19 protein-coding genes are annotated in these 16,795 nt (G+C 41.6%); all 19 read left to right on the top strand.

The features are described from left to right. Positions 1–12 precede the first annotated feature (12 nt). The 19 genes from NSS76_RS07865 to hslV all read left to right on the top strand — a co-directional run bounded on the left by NSS76_RS07865 (position 13) and on the right by hslV (position 16,790). Positions 13–345 (top strand): putative DNA-binding protein, encoded by a 333-nt coding sequence (locus tag NSS76_RS07865; protein WP_012009935.1) that lies wholly within the window; start codon positions 13–15, stop codon positions 343–345. 13 nt (positions 346–358) lie between these two features. Next, complete coding sequence (gene ffh / locus NSS76_RS07870) at positions 359–1,699, top strand: signal recognition particle protein (protein WP_024426967.1); 1,341 nt, start codon at positions 359–361, stop codon at positions 1,697–1,699. 105 nt (positions 1,700–1,804) lie between these two features. Next, on the top strand, positions 1,805–2,077 hold the full coding sequence (gene rpsP / locus NSS76_RS07875; RefSeq protein ID WP_008344841.1) for a 30S ribosomal protein S16: 273 nt from the start codon (positions 1,805–1,807) through the stop codon (positions 2,075–2,077). Further along, positions 2,077–2,322 (top strand): KH domain-containing protein, encoded by a 246-nt coding sequence (locus tag NSS76_RS07880; RefSeq protein WP_024424192.1) that lies wholly within the window; start codon positions 2,077–2,079, stop codon positions 2,320–2,322. The genes rpsP and NSS76_RS07880 overlap by 1 nt, the downstream gene beginning before the upstream one ends. A gap of 103 nt (positions 2,323–2,425) precedes the next feature. Then, positions 2,426–2,812 (top strand): YlqD family protein, encoded by a 387-nt coding sequence (locus tag NSS76_RS07885; protein ID WP_024424191.1) that lies wholly within the window; start codon positions 2,426–2,428, stop codon positions 2,810–2,812. Between the two features lie 8 nt (positions 2,813–2,820). Then, a complete protein-coding gene (gene rimM, locus NSS76_RS07890) occupies positions 2,821–3,345 on the top strand; it encodes a ribosome maturation factor RimM (RefSeq protein ID WP_044330677.1) in 525 nt (174 codons plus the stop codon). Beyond that, complete coding sequence (gene trmD / locus NSS76_RS07895) at positions 3,342–4,076, top strand: tRNA (guanosine(37)-N1)-methyltransferase TrmD (protein ID WP_024424189.1); 735 nt, start codon at positions 3,342–3,344, stop codon at positions 4,074–4,076. Before rimM ends, trmD begins: the two co-directional genes overlap by 4 nt. Positions 4,077–4,213: 137 nt before the next feature. Continuing rightward, the gene (gene rplS, locus NSS76_RS07900) at positions 4,214–4,561 is read left to right on the top strand and encodes a 50S ribosomal protein L19 (protein ID WP_008354510.1); all 348 of its coding nucleotides are present in this window, start codon (positions 4,214–4,216) and stop codon (positions 4,559–4,561) included. An 89-nt stretch (positions 4,562–4,650) separates the two neighbouring features. Continuing rightward, positions 4,651–5,499 (top strand): ribosome biogenesis GTPase YlqF, encoded by an 849-nt coding sequence (ylqF, locus tag NSS76_RS07905; RefSeq protein WP_024424188.1) that lies wholly within the window; start codon positions 4,651–4,653, stop codon positions 5,497–5,499. Between the two features lie 76 nt (positions 5,500–5,575). Next, positions 5,576–6,340, top strand: a complete 765-nt coding sequence (locus NSS76_RS07910; protein WP_044330674.1) for a ribonuclease HII — start codon at positions 5,576–5,578, stop codon at positions 6,338–6,340. Positions 6,341–6,366: 26 nt separating this feature from the next. Then, entirely contained in the window at positions 6,367–8,106 is a 1,740-nt protein-coding gene (locus NSS76_RS07915; RefSeq protein WP_073205166.1) for a glycosyltransferase, read from the top strand. Beyond that, positions 8,103–8,378: a FlhB-like flagellar biosynthesis protein gene (locus NSS76_RS07920; protein ID WP_003211418.1), complete on the top strand. Its 276-nt coding sequence runs from the start codon at positions 8,103–8,105 to the stop codon at positions 8,376–8,378. Before NSS76_RS07915 ends, NSS76_RS07920 begins: the two co-directional genes overlap by 4 nt. 176 nt (positions 8,379–8,554) lie before the next feature. After that, positions 8,555–9,715, top strand: coding sequence for an ADP-forming succinate--CoA ligase subunit beta (gene sucC / locus NSS76_RS07925; protein WP_024426972.1), 1,161 nt, complete (start codon positions 8,555–8,557; stop codon positions 9,713–9,715). 22 nt (positions 9,716–9,737) lie between these two features. Continuing rightward, the gene (gene sucD, locus NSS76_RS07930; protein ID WP_007499624.1) at positions 9,738–10,640 is read left to right on the top strand and encodes a succinate--CoA ligase subunit alpha; all 903 of its coding nucleotides are present in this window, start codon (positions 9,738–9,740) and stop codon (positions 10,638–10,640) included. 63 nt (positions 10,641–10,703) lie between these two features. Then, entirely contained in the window at positions 10,704–11,606 is a 903-nt protein-coding gene (dprA, locus tag NSS76_RS07935; RefSeq protein WP_341081628.1) for a DNA-processing protein DprA, read from the top strand. Between the two features lie 193 nt (positions 11,607–11,799). Next, positions 11,800–13,875 carry a type I DNA topoisomerase gene (gene topA / locus NSS76_RS07940; RefSeq protein WP_024424184.1) on the top strand — a complete coding sequence of 692 codons (2,076 nt, stop codon included), beginning with the start codon at positions 11,800–11,802 and terminating at the stop codon, positions 13,873–13,875. A gap of 70 nt (positions 13,876–13,945) precedes the next feature. Further along, positions 13,946–15,250: an FADH(2)-oxidizing methylenetetrahydrofolate--tRNA-(uracil(54)-C(5))-methyltransferase TrmFO gene (gene trmFO, locus NSS76_RS07945; RefSeq protein ID WP_024424183.1), complete on the top strand. Its 1,305-nt coding sequence runs from the start codon at positions 13,946–13,948 to the stop codon at positions 15,248–15,250. 62 nt (positions 15,251–15,312) lie between these two features. Continuing rightward, positions 15,313–16,230 (top strand): tyrosine recombinase XerC, encoded by a 918-nt coding sequence (gene xerC / locus NSS76_RS07950; protein WP_024424182.1) that lies wholly within the window; start codon positions 15,313–15,315, stop codon positions 16,228–16,230. Between the two features lie 14 nt (positions 16,231–16,244). Next, complete coding sequence (gene hslV, locus NSS76_RS07955) at positions 16,245–16,790, top strand: ATP-dependent protease subunit HslV (RefSeq protein WP_024424181.1); 546 nt, start codon at positions 16,245–16,247, stop codon at positions 16,788–16,790. The last annotated feature ends 5 nt before the right edge of the window (positions 16,791–16,795 follow it).

The raw sequence follows: 16,795 nt of genomic DNA on the forward strand, positions 1-16,795 counted from the left end.
GGGAGAGAGCCCATGACGCTTGAAAAAACAACGAGAATGAATTACTTGTTTGACTTCTATCAATCGTTGTTGACCGCAAAGCAAAAGAGCTACATGTCGCTTTACTACCTAGACGATTTTTCCCTCGGTGAAATTGCGGATGAATATGAAGTATCAAGGCAGGCTGTTTATGATAATATTAAACGGACTGAAGCGATGCTTGAACAATATGAAGAAAAGCTGCTCTTGTTTAAGAAATTTAAAGAGCGTAAAGAACTTCTCAAAAAAATGAGAGAGCTTGTAGCTGATTCTGCGCAAACAGAAGAAGCAGAAGCTTTAATTGAATCGCTTGAGAAATTAGATTAGGAGGCGGCACAGTATGGCATTTGAAGGATTAGCCGACCGACTGCAGCAGACGATTTCAAAAATCCGCGGCAAAGGAAAAGTGTCAGAACAAGATGTAAAAGAAATGATGCGCGAGGTACGCCTTGCCCTTCTTGAAGCTGACGTCAATTTTAAAGTAGTCAAAGACTTTGTGAAAAAGGTAAGTGAGCGGGCAGTTGGACAAGAGGTCATGAAAAGCCTTACCCCTGGACAGCAGGTCATTAAAGTTGTAAAAGAAGAACTCACTGAATTAATGGGCGGAGAAGAGAGTAAGATCGCTGTAGCGAAAAAATCTCCGACCGTCATTATGATGGTTGGTCTTCAAGGGGCAGGTAAAACAACCACAACTGGGAAGCTTGCCAATTTACTTCGCAAAAAACATAATCGCAAGCCGATGATGGTGGCTGCTGATATTTACCGACCAGCAGCAATCCAGCAGCTTCAAACGCTCGGGAAACAGCTTGATATGCCGGTGTTTTCATTAGGTGATCAAGTCAGCCCTGTCGAAATTGCCAAACAGGCAATTGAAAAAGCGAAAGAAGAACACCATGATTATGTCATTTTAGATACAGCAGGACGTCTTCATATCGATGAAGAATTAATGGATGAACTTCAGAAAGTAAAAGAAGTAGCGAATCCAGAAGAAATTTTCCTAGTTGTTGACTCTATGACAGGTCAAGATGCTGTCAATGTCGCGAAAAGCTTTAATGAACAGCTTGGTTTAACGGGTGTCGTTCTAACAAAACTAGACGGTGATACAAGAGGCGGTGCAGCACTTTCTATTCGAGCTGTCACCAACACGCCGATTAAATTCGCTGCACTAGGAGAAAAGCTTGATGCGATTGAACCATTCCATCCGGAGCGGATGGCATCAAGAATTCTTGGCATGGGAGATGTGCTCACGCTGATTGAAAAAGCACAGGCAAACGTCGACCAAGATAAAGCGAAAGAGCTTGAGCAAAAAATGCGGACAATGAGCTTCACGCTCGATGATTTCCTCGAGCAGCTTGGCCAAGTTCGGAATATGGGTCCTCTTGATGAACTGATCCAAATGATGCCGGGAGCCGGTAAAATGAAAGGGCTCAAAAACGTCCAAGTAGACGAAAAGCAGCTCAATCACATCGAAGCGATCATTAAATCAATGACGACTCAGGAAAAAGAACAGCCAGAGGTCATCAATGCAAGCCGAAGAAAACGGATTGCAAAAGGAAGCGGAACATCTGTACAGGAAGTCAATCGCCTTTTAAAGCAATTTGATGAAATGAAAAAGATGATGAAGCAAATGACCAACATGTCCAAAGGAAAGAAAAAGGGCTTTAAATTACCATTTATGTAATTGGTTATACATGATAAAACCGTTGTTAAGAAAAAACACTTTACAAACCCTTTTATCATTGTTAATATACTATCTTGTTGAAATATTTTCGGAGGTGCTAGTAAAATGGCAGTAAAAATTCGTTTAAAACGTATGGGAGCAAAAAAATCTCCTTTCTATCGTATTGTTGTAGCAGATTCTCGTTCACCACGTGACGGTCGTTTCATCGAAACAGTTGGAACTTACAACCCAGTGGTATCACCAGCTGAGGTGAAAATCAACGAAGAATTAGCGCTTAAATGGCTTCAAAATGGTGCGAAACCATCTGATACAGTTCGCAACCTTTTCTCAAGCCAAGGAATTCTTGAAAAATTTCATAATGCGAAAAACAGCAAATAATGAATGAGCTGTCCTTGGAAGAATTGATTGTGTCCATCGTCGAGCCACTTGTTGATTTCCCTGAAGATATTCACGTATCTTCATTAGAAAAAGATGAGCAGGTGATTTACACACTGTCTGTCAATGCTGAAGATACCGGAAAAGTGATCGGAAAGCAGGGACGTACAGCAAAAGCGATACGAACAGTCATTTTTGCAGCAAGTGCAGAGTCTTCTAAGAAAGTTCAACTTGAGATTGCTGACTAAAAAGGGAGAGGGCTTAGGACCTCCCCTTTTTTTACACGTTTAAATCTATTTTTCGTTATACTGTAGAGGACAAATGCCTTCGGATAGGGGGACAAAAAGGAAGATGCAGATCATTCAACATGTCACCGTGATGCAAGTATTAACTGAAAGCAGTAAGGACAAACTGTTAACGACTTTTTTGGAGAAAAAAGAAAGACTAGAACGTGAATGCAATCAACTATATTTTCAACTAAAAAAACATGAAAAAGAACCACATCAGCAAGAAGCCATCCCTCAATTTCAAAAAGCGATCGATAAAAGGCAAGAGAAGATCCGGCAAATTGATTTTCAAGTAGAGCAGCTGCATATTTTGCCGCTTGGAAGTGAAATGAAAGAAACAGAAGTGGATGCATTGGTTGAAGTAAAAATAGGTGATAAATGGGATGACAAGATGCAAGACAATGTCATCGTCGTGAAAGACGGCACCATTGTGGAAATACGTCAGGGGTGATTGAGAACATGGAGCTAGAATGGTTGAATGTTGGAAAGATCGTCAATACACACGGAGTGCGCGGAGAAGTACGCGTCGTGTCAAAGACGGATTTCCCAGAAGAGCGCTACAAAAAGGGAAGCGTCCTCTATATTTTTAAGCAAGGTCAAAGCGAGCCGCTGAAAGTGACTGTCGCATCACATCGCCAGCACAAACAGTTTGATTTGATCACATTTGAAGAAATCAGCTCATTAAATGAAGCAGAGCATTTGAAAGAATCAATCTTAAAGGTAGAAAAAGAACATCTTGGGTCATTAGACGAAGGAGAATTTTATTTCCACCAAATCATTGGCTGTGAAGTATACGATGAAGAGGACAAGCTGATCGGCCAAATCAAAGAAATCCTTACGCCAGGGGCAAATGATGTGTGGGTGGTTGGAAGAAAAGGCAAAAAAGATGCCCTCATTCCATATATACCATCTGTCGTCAAAAAGATCGATATCTCATCCAAAACCGTACACATTGAAGTGATGGAAGGACTTATTGACGAATGAAAATCGATTTCTTAACCCTTTTTCCTGAAATGTTCGAAGGTGTGCTTCACTCATCGATCTTAAAAAAAGCACAGGAGAAAGAAGCTGTCTCATTTCAAGTCGTCAATTTTAGAGAGTATTCGGATCATAAGCATAAAACAGTGGATGACTATCCGTATGGCGGCGGTGCTGGTATGGTACTGAAAGCGCAGCCCGTATTTGATGCGGTAGAAGATTTAACGAAGAAAGCAAGCACGAAACCCCGAATCATTCTTGTCTGTCCTCAAGGGGAAAGATATACACAAAAGAAGGCAGAAGAACTTGCAAAAGAAGAGCATCTTATGTTCATTTGCGGCCACTATGAAGGCTACGATGAGCGCATCAGGGAGCATCTTGTCACAGATGAGATTTCAATCGGAGATTTCGTCCTCACAGGCGGAGAGCTGCCAGCGATGATGATTGCAGACAGTGTGGTCAGGCTTTTGCCTCATGTGCTTGGAAAAGAAGCGTCTCACATCGAAGATTCATTCAGTACAGGTCTGCTTGAGCACCCGCACTATACAAGGCCAGCGGATTATAAAGGACTAAAAGTGCCGGATGTGCTTCTCTCTGGAAATCATGCCAAAATAGAAGAGTGGCGGCGCAAAGAATCCTTGAAGCGAACCTATACAAGAAGACCAGATTTGATCGATTCTTGCAAAACATTAACGGATGAAGAAAAAAGATGGCTTTGGCAGCTTCATAATGACTAGATTGTATTGCACACGGCATAGAGGTATGGTATGATACTACTTGTGACTTGGACGGCTTGCTGATCCAAGTTTGAAAACGATGTTCCGCTGCAATGAAGAAAGAGGACATGAGCATCTGTTGGAAGGAGTTGAAAACGATGCAACATTTGATTGAAGAAATCACAAAAGAACAATTACGCACTGATCTTCCTGCGTTCCGTCCTGGTGACACTTTACGTGTACACGTTAAAGTTGTCGAGGGTACTCGTGAGCGTATCCAGATCTTTGAAGGTGTTGTAATTAAGCGTCGTGGTGGTGGAATCAGCGAAACTTTCACAGTTCGTAAGATCTCTTACGGTGTAGGCGTTGAGCGTACATTCCCTGTACACACACCAAAAATCGCTAAGATCGAAGTTGTACGTCACGGTAAGGTACGTCGTGCGAAACTTTACTACCTACGTGAACTTCGCGGTAAAGCGGCTCGTATCAAAGAAATCAGACGATAATGATATCAAAGGAAAGAGCTTGTTACCTGTAACAGGCTCTTTTTTTGTACAATGTATAAAGATAATGGTAGAAGAAAGAAGGTGCACCTATGACGATTCAATGGTTTCCAGGCCATATGGCAAAAGCAAGACGTGAAGTCACAGAAAAATTAAAGCTCATCGACATCGTATTTGAATTAACCGATGCAAGAATTCCGATGTCCTCTAGAAACCCAATGATCGAAGAAATCCTTCAAAACAAACCCAAAATCATGCTCTTAAACAAAGCAGATAAAGCAGATCCTCGTATGACAAAGGAGTGGCAGGCGCATTTTGAGCAGCAAGGCGTTCGGTCACTTGCCATTAACTCTGTCGATGGACAAGGGTTAAATCAGATCATCACGACTTCAAAAGAAATTTTAAAAGAAAAATTCGACCGCATGAAAGCAAAAGGCGTCAAACCACGTGCAATTCGAGCACTGATTATCGGGATTCCCAACGTCGGCAAATCGACCTTAATCAATCGTTTAGCAAAAAAGAACATTGCCAAAACAGGAGATCGGCCTGGTATTACGACATCACAGCAATGGGTAAAGGTAGGGAAAGAACTAGAACTGCTCGATACCCCTGGAATCCTCTGGCCGAAGTTTGAAGATGAGCAAGTAGGACTCAGACTTGCGGTGACTGGAGCGATCAAAGATTCGATCATCAATTTACAGGATGTCGCTGTGTATGCCCTTCGTTTTCTAGAAGAGAACTACCCAGAGCGATTAAAAAAACGCTATGACCTAGCGGAGATACCTGAAGATACGGTTGAGCTGTTTGATGCAATTGGCACTAAGCGCGGCTGTCTAATGAGCGGGGGATTCATAAACTATGACAAAACCACCGAAATCATTATTCGGGATATTCGAACAGAAAAATTTGGTCCCCTCACTTTTGAGAAGCCTGAAAGCTAAAAGACACGCAGCTCATGCGGGTCTTTATTTTTTGCGAAAAACTGCCGATATAAAAAAGGAGGCTGCGAAAAAGCCTATGTACACGGTGAAACAAATAAAAGAACTTATAGAAAAGCATGCAGGCGACGAGTCCTACATTCACGAGCTTGTGAAAGATGATACGAGAAAAAGTGTCCAAAAACTGATAGAAAAGTGGCACAAAGAGAGAGAAAAGCAGCAAGCACTTCGCGTGGCATGGGATGACATGATGCAATTTGAAAACAAAGCAAAGGCGCAAGGATACACATGTATTGCTGGAATAGATGAAGCAGGAAGAGGACCGCTTGCCGGCCCAGTTGTGGCAGCAGCCGTTATATTAAAGGAAAATACAGTCCTGCTCGGTTTAAACGACTCAAAGCAATTATCTGAGAAAAAAAGATTGGCTTATTATGATTTAATTCAAAAAGAAGCACTTGATATCGGAATCGGCATTGTTGATGCGGCTACGATTGATGAAATCAATATTTATGAAGCATCAAGACTGGCGATGGTAAGAGCTGTAGAGCAGTTAACTCATACACCTGATTATCTACTCATAGATGCCATGACACTCCCGCTTTCTACTCACCAAGAGAATATCATCAAAGGAGATGCAAAAAGTGCATCCATTGCAGCAGGTGCATGTATTGCAAAGGTGACAAGAGATCAGATGATGGAAGAGTACGGGCGTAAGTATCCTGAGTATCAATTTGAAAAACATAAAGGGTACGGAACGAAAGAGCACCTGGCTGCGATTCAAACACACGGTGCTACCCCCATCCACCGGTTATCGTTTGCGCCAGTAAAATCTGTTATATCATAAATTTTAATCTAAGGAGGCTGCCTGTGATGACAAGAGTTGAGGACATACATACAGCACTGAATAGCCGGCTGAATACGGCCGAATCGGTTCCATTAAACACCGAAGGGAAGGATAATGTTCATCGGCTGATTCTCGGTAAAGTACTAAAAATGCTTGGAGATGATACAGCCCTTGTTCAAATAGGTTCAACGAAAATAAAAGCACAGCTGGCGGCTCAGCTTAAAGCAGACGCATTTTATTGGTTCCAATTTGAACAAGAGGGTGGAGGCAGCCTCAATAAACTAAGACCCGTTCAGCAATTTGATCAAGATCCTAAGACATTAAAGGATGCAGCAGCCAAACTATTAGAAGGTCTCTCACTGAAAAATGGGCTTGAAAACATGCTGACAGCTACAGCTTTTTTAAAGGAAAAGTCCGTCATCAACGAAGGAGAGTTAAAAACGGCAGTGAAGTGGATCGAACAGCTTCAAGGAGCTGATGTGAAGAAAGGGCTCCAGGCCCTCCTCTTTGCTTTAAAGAAAGATTTACCGATCCAGCAAGGGGTGCTTCAATCTATTTTAGCCGTAAAATCACCCTCTGCCCTTCATCAGGATATAACAGCACTATTAAATCAATTAACACAGCTTCCGAAGCACACAGATGCCACACAGACCCTTATACAAGCCGTTCGGTCAGTTGTAGATGCAGAGACAGCCGTCCATTCAGAAAAGCTCTTATCGGTCCTTCTAGCAGCGAGAGAAGACGAGGCGAAGCAAGGTGGCAATTCACCAGTAACGACTCAGCTCAATCCTTCTCAGCAAAAAGAAAATAGCCATGCCGCAATCGTTCAAGAGCGTCAGCCGTCCCAAGTTCCTCAGACAAACGTGCAGCAGTCAACAAGTCCAAAAGAAGAGCTGCAAATCCCGCCTCAGCAAATTGAGCGGATACTGGCAAGTTTGATGAAACAAGGTGCAGACGGGCAGCAAGAACCTAACTTAAAACAGCTCACAGCATTGCTTCAAGGACTCCAGCAGGCAGGCTCTCAGCCTGACGCAAAAGCAGCTGTACTGCAAAAAGAGTTTCCCTTCCTGTCAAAAAGAGAGGCGAAAGCTTTGGCTCAGGTGGTGCAGCAGACTGAACCAACATTAAGCAATAAAACCGATGTGCTCGATTTACTTATGACGATGAAAAAGGCAATAGGTGTGCGTGATGAAATTGGTATGCTGAAACTGCTTGAAAAAGGCAGCCAGGATGTCAAAAGTCAGGAGCTGCACCAATTAAAGCTTACCTTAAATGATGTGAGACAGGCTGATTTACCAGAGCCCATTAAAAAAGAAGTGGATCAATTATTTCATAGATTGAATGGGCAGTTATTTGTGCAACAGGAGACCCAAGCCGTCAGTCAAATGATGATTTCCTATCCTCTTTTCTCAAAACATAGTGTTCAAGATTTAACCTTTATACTAAAGGGACATAAGAAAAAAGATGGCTCTATTGATATTTCTCAGTGCCGCCTGATGTTTTATTTAAACATGGAAAACCTTGAAGAAACCTTAATAGACTGTACGATTCAGCAAAAGGTCATGTCCATTACTGTCGAGACAGCCCATGAACTGCAAGGAACCATTAATCCGATGATTCCGGCTGTTCGGGAGAATTTAAATGCGCTAGGATACAGTTTAACGGGAATTACAGCAAAAAAGAGACAAGAGCCAGTAGATCCGTCTCAATTTCTAGATGAACACTTTCATAAAATCAGCGAGAAAGGGCTGGACTTACGAGTATGAAGGATTCAAAACCGCTTAGAAGAGCGGTCGCTCTGCATTACGATGAAGAAAAACAAAAGGCGCCAAAAGTCGTTGCAACAGGCAGCGGCTATGTGGCAGATCATATTATTGAAGAAGCAAAAAAGTCGGGAGTCCCTATCCAGGAAGACCGTAATTTAGTCGAACTCATGCGCCACTTAACATTAGATGAGGAGATTCCTGAAGCGTTATACGATACTGTAGCAGAAATTTTTTCGTTTATCTACAGGTTAGATCAAAAAATGAAAAAATAAGGTAAAATAAGTGATTTGGCTGAAAAATTTATATTTTTAATAAAATAAAAGTTTGAATGTTTAGAAGGATTTTACGATTTTACATAGAACCCTAGACATTCTCTTTTTTATTCTTTAAAATGAAAGCGCAGTCTATTTTATAATTTTTGTTTCTACATATGTTGGGAGGATGGGAAATGAATATCCATGAGTACCAAGGAAAAGAAATCCTAAGAAAATATGGGGTTTCAGTTCCAAATGGTAAAGTAGCATTTACACCTGATGAAGCAGTGAAAGCATCAGAAGAGCTAGGGAGCTCTGTATATGTCGTAAAAGCACAGATTCATGCAGGCGGCCGTGGTAAAGCAGGCGGGGTAAAAATTGCAAAAACGAAAGATGAAGTGAAAGGGTTTGCAGAGGAATTGCTCGGCAAGACACTTGTCACACATCAAACAGGGCCTGAAGGGCGCGAAATAAAACGCTTACTTATTGAAGAAGGCTGCGATATTCAAAAGGAATACTATGTTGGACTAGTTTTGGACAGAGCGACATCAAGAATTGTGTTGATGGCATCTGAAGAAGGCGGTACTGAAATTGAAGAAGTAGCAGAAAAAACGCCAGAAAAAATCGTCAAAGTGGTCATCGATCCAGCGATTGGTCTGCAAGGCTATCAGGCGAGAGAAGTGGCATTTAAAATTAATATTCCAACAAAATTAGTTGGCCAAGCTGTTAAGTTTATGACAAGCCTTTACAATGCGTTTATTGAAAAAGATTGTTCAATTGCTGAGATTAATCCACTTGTTGTAACAGGCGATGGAAAAGTCATGGCACTTGATGCAAAATTAAACTTTGATAGCAATGCCTTATATAGACAAAAAGATATATTAGAATACCGTGACCTTGATGAAGAGGATCCAAAAGAAATTGAAGCATCTAAATATGACTTAAGCTACATTTCTCTAGATGGAAATATTGGCTGTATGGTCAATGGAGCAGGTCTTGCGATGTCTACAATGGATATCATCAAGCATTACGGCGGGGACCCTGCAAACTTCCTAGATGTTGGCGGCGGTGCAACAGCTGAAAAAGTAACGGAAGCATTTAAAATCATCTTATCTGATCAAAATGTTAAAGGGATTTTCGTGAACATTTTTGGCGGCATCATGAAATGTGATGTGATTGCAGAAGGTGTTGTTGAAGCGACGAAACAAGTCGGCTTAACATTACCACTCGTTGTACGTCTTGAAGGAACAAACGTTGAATTAGGGAAGAAAATCCTGAGTGATTCAGGCTTAAATATCACTTCTGCTGAGTCTATGGCTGACGGGGCAGAAAAGATTGTATCTTTAGTCAAGTAGAGCAGAAAGGCAGGGAACCTAAATGAGTGTATTTATTAATAAAAATACGAGAGTAATTGTTCAGGGGATTACCGGTTCAACCGCATTGTTCCATACAAAACAAATGATTGAGTACGGGACAAATATTGTTGGCGGTGTCACACCTGGAAAAGGTGGAACTGAAGTAGAAGGAGTTCCTGTATTTAATACTGTATCTGAAGCAGTGCAGACAACTGGAGCGAACGCTTCTGTTATCTATGTACCAGCACCATTTGCGGCAGATGCCATTTTAGAGGCTGTTGACGCAGAAGTTGATCTCGTCATTTGTATTACTGAACATATTCCAGTGCTTGACATGGTCAAAGTGAAGCGGTATATGGAAGGGAAAAAGACAAGACTAGTTGGACCAAACTGCCCAGGTGTCATCACACCTGAAGAATGTAAAATTGGTATCATGCCTGGCTACATTCATAAAAAAGGTCATGTGGGTGTTGTTTCTCGTTCTGGAACGCTTACATATGAAGCGGTACATCAGCTTTCAGAAGCTGGCGTTGGTCAATCGACAGCTGTAGGAATCGGGGGAGACCCGGTAAATGGGACAAACTTTATTGATGTGTTAAAAGCATTCAATGAAGACCCTGAAACACATGCTGTGATTATGATCGGTGAAATCGGCGGTACGGCTGAAGAAGAAGCAGCTGAATGGGTAAAAGCAAATATGACAAAACCAGTCGTTGGCTTTATTGGCGGTAAAACGGCGCCTCCAGGAAAACGTATGGGACATGCTGGTGCTATTATTTCTGGTGGTAAAGGCACAGCTGATGAAAAGGTAAAAACAATGCGTGAATGTGGAATTGAAGTGGCAGAAACACCATCTGTCATGGGAGAAACGTTGATTAAAGTATTAAAAGAGAAGAATCTCTTCGAAGCTTGTAAAACGCATTAATGACACAAGAAGACTTGTTCTTTGACAAGTCTTCTTCTTTCTATCTTAAACAGGAGGAATGGTATGTACAACGTGTCCGAAAGAATGATTTTTCACCGCTTAAAAGGCCTCATCTCACCCTCATTATTAACAAAATGGTGGAAAGTCGATCCTGAACTATATATAAATGAAGAAACACATCATTTTAAACAGGATCGGTCATTACAAACGATCGACTTTACCCGCTTAAAACAAGCTGAAGAAAATGAATTCCCCATTTTTCAACATATCGTTCAAGCCTATTTAACGCAAAACATTCACATGATTCCCATTACATCACCCTTATATCCCAGCACACTAAAAAATATTTATGATCCTCCCCCTGTGTTATTCCTAAAAGGAAACGTATCATATTTAAATGAAGAAAAAAGTTTAGGTGTAGTCGGCACGCGAGTTCCATCGTCTTATGGAGAAGCATGTGTGAAGAAAATTGTTGGTGAGCTTGTCAAGGAAGAGTGGATGATTGTCAGTGGTTTAGCTAAAGGAATCGATGGACTGGCACATAAAGAGTGCATCAGGAAAAAAGGGAAAACAATCGGCATTATAGCAGGCGGCTTTCAGCATGTATACCCAAAAGAACATGCACAAATGGCTCAATACATGGGCGAACATCATTTGCTTTTGTCAGAGCACCCGCCTTATGTCAAACCAGAAAAGTGGCATTTTCCAATGAGAAATCGTTTAATTAGTGCATTGACGAAAGGGACCATCGTGATTCAGTGCAAAGAAAAGAGCGGTTCTCTTATTACAGCCTATCAAGCGCTTGAGCAAGGCAAAGAAGTATTTGCGGTTGCTGGATCCATCTTTGATTCTAATTCCACAGGTCCGGCAAGACTCATTCAGCAGGGGGCAAAGCTTGTTCATTCCACAAAGGATATTTTAGAGGAATTCTCCTTCCACAGCGTTCAATATACTGAACTCTCATAAAAATATCGTTTGACAAAAGACATCGGAATATTTAATAATAGTGAGGATTTAAGTTTACACTTTGTTTTTCGTGTTTATAATGATGTTCATCATAAAGAATTTTTAATGATTGCCTGTTAGATAGGTGCAATTAACATAAATATGAATTGTGAAATGTATAAAGAGAGAACACCTCTTAAGGGGGATTTTGAGTATGGCTGATTATTTAGTCATCGTTGAGTCGCCAGCAAAGGCGAAAACGATTGAGCGTTATTTAGGAAAAAAGTATAAAGTAAAAGCTTCAATGGGGCACGTAAGGGATTTACCGAAAAGTCAGCTCGGTGTTGACACTGAGCATGACTTTGAACCGAGATATATTACGATTCGCGGGAAAGGCCCAGTTTTAAAAGAATTAAAAACAGCAGCGAAAAAAGCAAAGAAAGTCTATCTCGCAGCTGACCCCGATAGAGAGGGAGAAGCGATTGCTTGGCATTTAGCACACAGCCTTGACCTTGACCTCTCTTCTGACTGCCGCGTTGTTTTTAACGAGATTACAAAGGATGCGATTAAAGATTCCTTTAAGCATCCACGTATGATCAATATGGACTTAGTTGATGCGCAGCAGGCAAGACGGATATTAGATCGTCTCGTTGGGTATAAAATCAGTCCGATTTTATGGAAGAAAGTGAAAAAGGGCTTAAGTGCCGGACGTGTTCAATCAGTTGCACTCCGCCTGATTATTGATCGCGAGAATGAAATTAATGAATTTAAACCAGAAGAATACTGGACAATTGACGGTACATTCCTAAAAGGAAAAGAAAGCTTCGAAGCGAGTTTCTTTGGCCTCAATGGCAAAAAACATCCATTGAAAACAAAAGAAGATGTAAAAGAAATCCTTTCGAAATTAAAGGGAAGCAAATTCTCTGTAGAGAAAGTAACGAAAAAAGAGCGTAAACGTAATCCAGCTGTTCCGTTTACGACTTCTACTTTACAGCAGGAGGCTGCAAGAAAATTAAACTTCCGTGCGAAAAAGACAATGATGATTGCACAGCAATTATATGAAGGAATTGATCTTGGTAAAGAAGGTACAGTCGGTCTCATTACATATATGAGAACGGACTCAACACGTATTTCCAATACAGCGATTGAAGAAGTATCTGCCTTCATTGATCAGACGTACGGCAAGAATTTCTTAAACACAACAAAACGAACAGCTAAAAAGAATGAAAATGCACAAGATGCTCACGAAGCCATTCGCCCGACTTCGACGTTAAGAAAACCGGCAGATGTCAAGCACGTGCTAAGCCGCGATCAGCTTCGTCTGTACAAATTGATTTGGGAACGATTCGTGGCAAGCCAAATGGCGCCGGCTGTTCTTGATACAATGAGTGTGGACCTTGATCATAACGGTCTTACTTTCCGTGCGAATGGCAGTAAAGTAAAATTCCCTGGGTTTATGAAGGTTTATGTGGAAGGAAAGGACGACCAGCTAGAGGAAAAGGACAAAATGCTTCCTGATCTGAAAGAAGGGGACACAGTTCTTTCAAAAGATATCGAACCGGAACAGCACTTCACACAGCCGCCTCCGCGTTACACTGAGGCAAGATTGGTCAAAACACTTGAAGAGCTCGGTATAGGCCGTCCATCTACGTATGCACCAACATTAGATACAATTCAAAAGCGCGGCTATGTCGCACTTGATAATAAACGATTTACTCCGACAGAGCTTGGAGAGATTGTACTCAACTTAATCATTGAATTCTTCCCTGAAATCATTAACGTTGAATTTACAGCGAAAATGGAAAAGGAACTTGATAGTGTTGAAGAAGGTACGATCGAATGGGTTCGTATTATCGACAGCTTCTATCAAGACTTTGCAAAACGGGTAGAAAAAGCTGAAGCAGAGATGCAAGAAGTTGAGATTGAGCCGGAATACGCAGGTGTTGATTGTGAAGAGTGCGGACATCCGATGGTGTACAAAATGGGTAGATACGGCAAGTTCATGGCGTGCTCTAACTTTCCTGACTGCCGCAACACAAAACCAATTGTCAAAGATATCGGGGTCAAATGCCCGTCATGTCATGAAGGAAACATTGTTGAACGAAAATCGAAAAAACGCCGCATTTTTTACGGCTGTGATCGTTTTCCAGAGTGTGAATTCGTCTCTTGGGACAAACCAATTGAAAGAAAGTGTCCAAAATGCGAAAATATGCTTGTAGAGAAAAAGCTGAAAAAAGGCGTTCAAGTTCAATGTGTCAACTGTGATTATAAAGAGGAACAACAAAAATAGCGGTGAGCAGCCTTGTTCACCTGCTTTTTTATGTCATCAAACAGACCTTACGAAATAGGAGAGTTGTACAATGAGTCAATTTGTAAATGTGATCGGAGCCGGTTTAGCTGGAAGTGAAGCTGCATGGCAAATCGCTAAACGAGGGATTAAAGTCAATTTATATGAAATGAGACCTGTGAAACAAACGCCGGCTCACCACACAGATAAATTTGCGGAGCTTGTATGCAGCAACTCACTGCGTGCGAATGCTTTAACGAATGCAGTAGGTGTATTAAAGGAAGAAATGCGTCATTTAGATTCAGCTATTATCGCAGCAGCAGATGAAAGCTCAGTTCCTGCTGGCGGCGCGCTTGCAGTAGACCGTCATGAATTTGCAGCAAACGTGACAGACCGCGTGAAAAATCATCCGAATGTTACTGTCTTTCAAGAAGAAGTGCAAAGCATACCAGAAGGTCCGACAATTATCGCGACTGGCCCGCTGACATCAGAAGCACTTTCAAAAGAATTAAAATCGTTAACAGGAGAAGAATATCTCTATTTCTACGATGCAGCGGCACCTATTCTAGAGAAAGACAGCATTGATATGGATAAGGTGTACTTGAAATCACGCTATGACAAAGGAGAAGCCGCTTATTTAAACTGTCCAATGACAGAAGAAGAATTCGATCGTTTTTATGAGGCACTCATTTCTGCTGAAACTGTGCCATTAAAAGAATTTGAAAAAGAAATCTTCTTTGAAGGCTGTATGCCAATTGAAGTCATGGCGAAAAGAGGAAAGAAAACGATGCTGTTTGGTCCGATGAAGCCAGTAGGACTGGAAGATCCGAAAACAGGAAAAAGACCTTACGCTGTTGTTCAATTAAGACAGGATGATGCAGCAGGTACTTTATATAACATCGTTGGCTTCCAGACACATCTGAAGTGGGGCGATCAAAAGGAAGTATTCCGTTTGATTCCAGGCCTTGAAGAAGCAGAGATTGTTCGTTACGGCGTGATGCACCGTAATACATTTATTAACTCGCCAAGTCTTTTAAGACCGACTTATCAGTTTAAAAATAGAGATGATCTATTCTTTGCCGGACAAATGACAGGCGTTGAAGGGTATGTCGAGTCCGCAGCGTCCGGACTTGTGGCTGGAATTAACGCCGCTCGTTTTGTCAAAGGAGAAGAGCTTGTGACACTTCCTGAGGAGACGGCGATTGGCAGTATGGCTCACTACATCACATCGACAAACAAGAAAAGCTTCCAGCCGATGAATGCGAACTTCGGTTTGCTGAAAGATCTAGGAGTTCGAATTAAAAACAAACAAGAACGTTATGCAGAGTACGCTAAGCGCGCAATCGAAACTATTCAAACTATTTCGAAATCTCTGTAGTAAAACATTGCACGGAAAGCAAGATATGTGATACCATTTAAAAGCCTTAAAGAGGTGTAAAAATGACGAATAAACAGCGTCTTGTCCACTTATTCATTGAATATCTGCAAATTGAAAAAAACTATTCAGCTTTAACGATCTCAGGATATACAGAAGCCATTGAAGAGTTTGTCAGATTTATGAACATTCAAGGAATAGACGGTTTTGAAGAGGTATCCTATCAAGATACGAGAATTTATTTAACAGAAGCTTATGAAAAAGGCCTGACAAGAAGAACGATTAGTAAGAAAGTCTCTGCGCTTCGCAGCTTTTATAAATTTTTATTAAGAGAACAGCTTGTGAAAGAAAATCCTTTTTTACTCGTTAGCTTACCAAAGCAGGATAAGCGGATTCCTTCATTTTTGTATGAAGAGGAACTAAAAGAGCTTTTTACAGTTTCTGATGTCAGCACACCGCTTGGGCAAAGAAATCAAGCCATTTTAGAACTTCTTTATGCAACAGGTATGAGGGTCAGTGAGTTATGTTCATTAAAAGAATCTGATCTTGATTTATCGATGGATACAGTGCTTGTTCATGGGAAAGGCAGCAAGCAACGGTATGTTCCTTTCGGGTCATATGCTCATGAAGCGCTCATTACTTATTTAGAGGATGGAAGGCAGAAGCTGAAATCTAAAGGGAAAGACCGTGCTGATACTCATGTGTTTTTGAATCAGCGCGGGACGCCTCTTACAGACCGAGGTGTACGATTCATTCTCACTGAATTAATGAAAAAGGCGTCAGGTACATTACATATCCATCCTCACATGTTAAGGCACACCTTTGCCACGCATCTCTTAAACGAGGGGGCGGATTTGAGAAGTGTTCAAGAACTTCTCGGTCATTCAAATTTATCATCTACACAGGTGTACACGCATGTATCAAAAGATTCTTTAAGAAACACGTACATGTCTCATCACCCAAGGGCTTTTAAACGATCCTAAAAGGAGGTTTTTTCATGTCATCATTTCATGCAACAACCATCTTTGCCGTTCAGCATAAAGGAAAAAGTGCAATGGCTGGCGACGGTCAAGTCACTTTCGGGCAGGCTGTCGTGATGAAACACACAGCAAAAAAAGTGCGCCGTCTTTTCGGAGGCAAGGTGCTTGCAGGTTTTGCAGGTTCAGTAGCCGATGCTTTTACACTCTTTGAAAAGTTTGAAACAAAGCTTGAAGAATATGGTGGTAATTTAAAGCGGGCAGCCGTAGAACTAGCGAAGGAATGGCGAAGTGACAAGATGCTAAGGCAGCTTGAGGCCATGCTCATCGTCATGAACAAAGAAAGCATCCTGCTTGTCTCTGGAACAGGAGAGGTCATCGAACCAGATGATGGGATTTTGGCCATTGGCTCAGGCGGCAACTATGCGCTTAGCGCCGGGAGAGCACTCAAAACCCATGCAGGTGATCATCTCTCAGCGAGAGAAATTGCAAAGGCCGCTCTTGAAACGGCCGGAGAAATCTGTGTCTACACGAACGATCAAATCACTTTAGAAGAGCTTGAATAGAAAGG

This window comes from Bacillus sp. FSL R5-0654 (assembly GCF_038008745.1).
In the GTDB taxonomy this organism is placed as follows: Bacteria; Bacillota; Bacilli; order Bacillales; family Bacillaceae; genus Bacillus; species Bacillus safensis.

Bases quoted from the DNA above. Each gene is read 5' to 3' on its own strand.
- xerC (WP_024424182.1), top strand. From the start codon at position 15,313: ATGACGAATAAACAGCGTCTTGTCCACTTATTCATTGAATATCTGCAA.
- rimM (WP_044330677.1), top strand. From the start codon at position 2,821: ATGGAGCTAGAATGGTTGAATGTTGGAAAGATCGTCAATACACACGGA.
- ffh (WP_024426967.1), top strand. From the start codon at position 359: ATGGCATTTGAAGGATTAGCCGACCGACTGCAGCAGACGATTTCAAAA.
- rpsP (WP_008344841.1), top strand. From the start codon at position 1,805: ATGGCAGTAAAAATTCGTTTAAAACGTATGGGAGCAAAAAAATCTCCT.
- NSS76_RS07880 (WP_024424192.1), top strand. From the start codon at position 2,077: ATGAATGAGCTGTCCTTGGAAGAATTGATTGTGTCCATCGTCGAGCCA.
- NSS76_RS07910 (WP_044330674.1), top strand. From the start codon at position 5,576: ATGTACACGGTGAAACAAATAAAAGAACTTATAGAAAAGCATGCAGGC.
- NSS76_RS07885 (WP_024424191.1), top strand. From the start codon at position 2,426: ATGCAGATCATTCAACATGTCACCGTGATGCAAGTATTAACTGAAAGC.
- NSS76_RS07865 (WP_012009935.1), top strand. From the start codon at position 13: ATGACGCTTGAAAAAACAACGAGAATGAATTACTTGTTTGACTTCTAT.
- trmD (WP_024424189.1), top strand. From the start codon at position 3,342: ATGAAAATCGATTTCTTAACCCTTTTTCCTGAAATGTTCGAAGGTGTG.
- rplS (WP_008354510.1), top strand. From the start codon at position 4,214: ATGCAACATTTGATTGAAGAAATCACAAAAGAACAATTACGCACTGAT.
- dprA (WP_341081628.1), top strand. From the start codon at position 10,704: ATGTACAACGTGTCCGAAAGAATGATTTTTCACCGCTTAAAAGGCCTC.
- NSS76_RS07920 (WP_003211418.1), top strand. From the start codon at position 8,103: ATGAAGGATTCAAAACCGCTTAGAAGAGCGGTCGCTCTGCATTACGAT.
- topA (WP_024424184.1), top strand. From the start codon at position 11,800: ATGGCTGATTATTTAGTCATCGTTGAGTCGCCAGCAAAGGCGAAAACG.
- ylqF (WP_024424188.1), top strand. From the start codon at position 4,651: ATGACGATTCAATGGTTTCCAGGCCATATGGCAAAAGCAAGACGTGAA.
- trmFO (WP_024424183.1), top strand. From the start codon at position 13,946: ATGAGTCAATTTGTAAATGTGATCGGAGCCGGTTTAGCTGGAAGTGAA.
- NSS76_RS07915 (WP_073205166.1), top strand. From the start codon at position 6,367: ATGACAAGAGTTGAGGACATACATACAGCACTGAATAGCCGGCTGAAT.
- sucD (WP_007499624.1), top strand. From the start codon at position 9,738: ATGAGTGTATTTATTAATAAAAATACGAGAGTAATTGTTCAGGGGATT.
- hslV (WP_024424181.1), top strand. From the start codon at position 16,245: ATGTCATCATTTCATGCAACAACCATCTTTGCCGTTCAGCATAAAGGA.
- sucC (WP_024426972.1), top strand. From the start codon at position 8,555: ATGAATATCCATGAGTACCAAGGAAAAGAAATCCTAAGAAAATATGGG.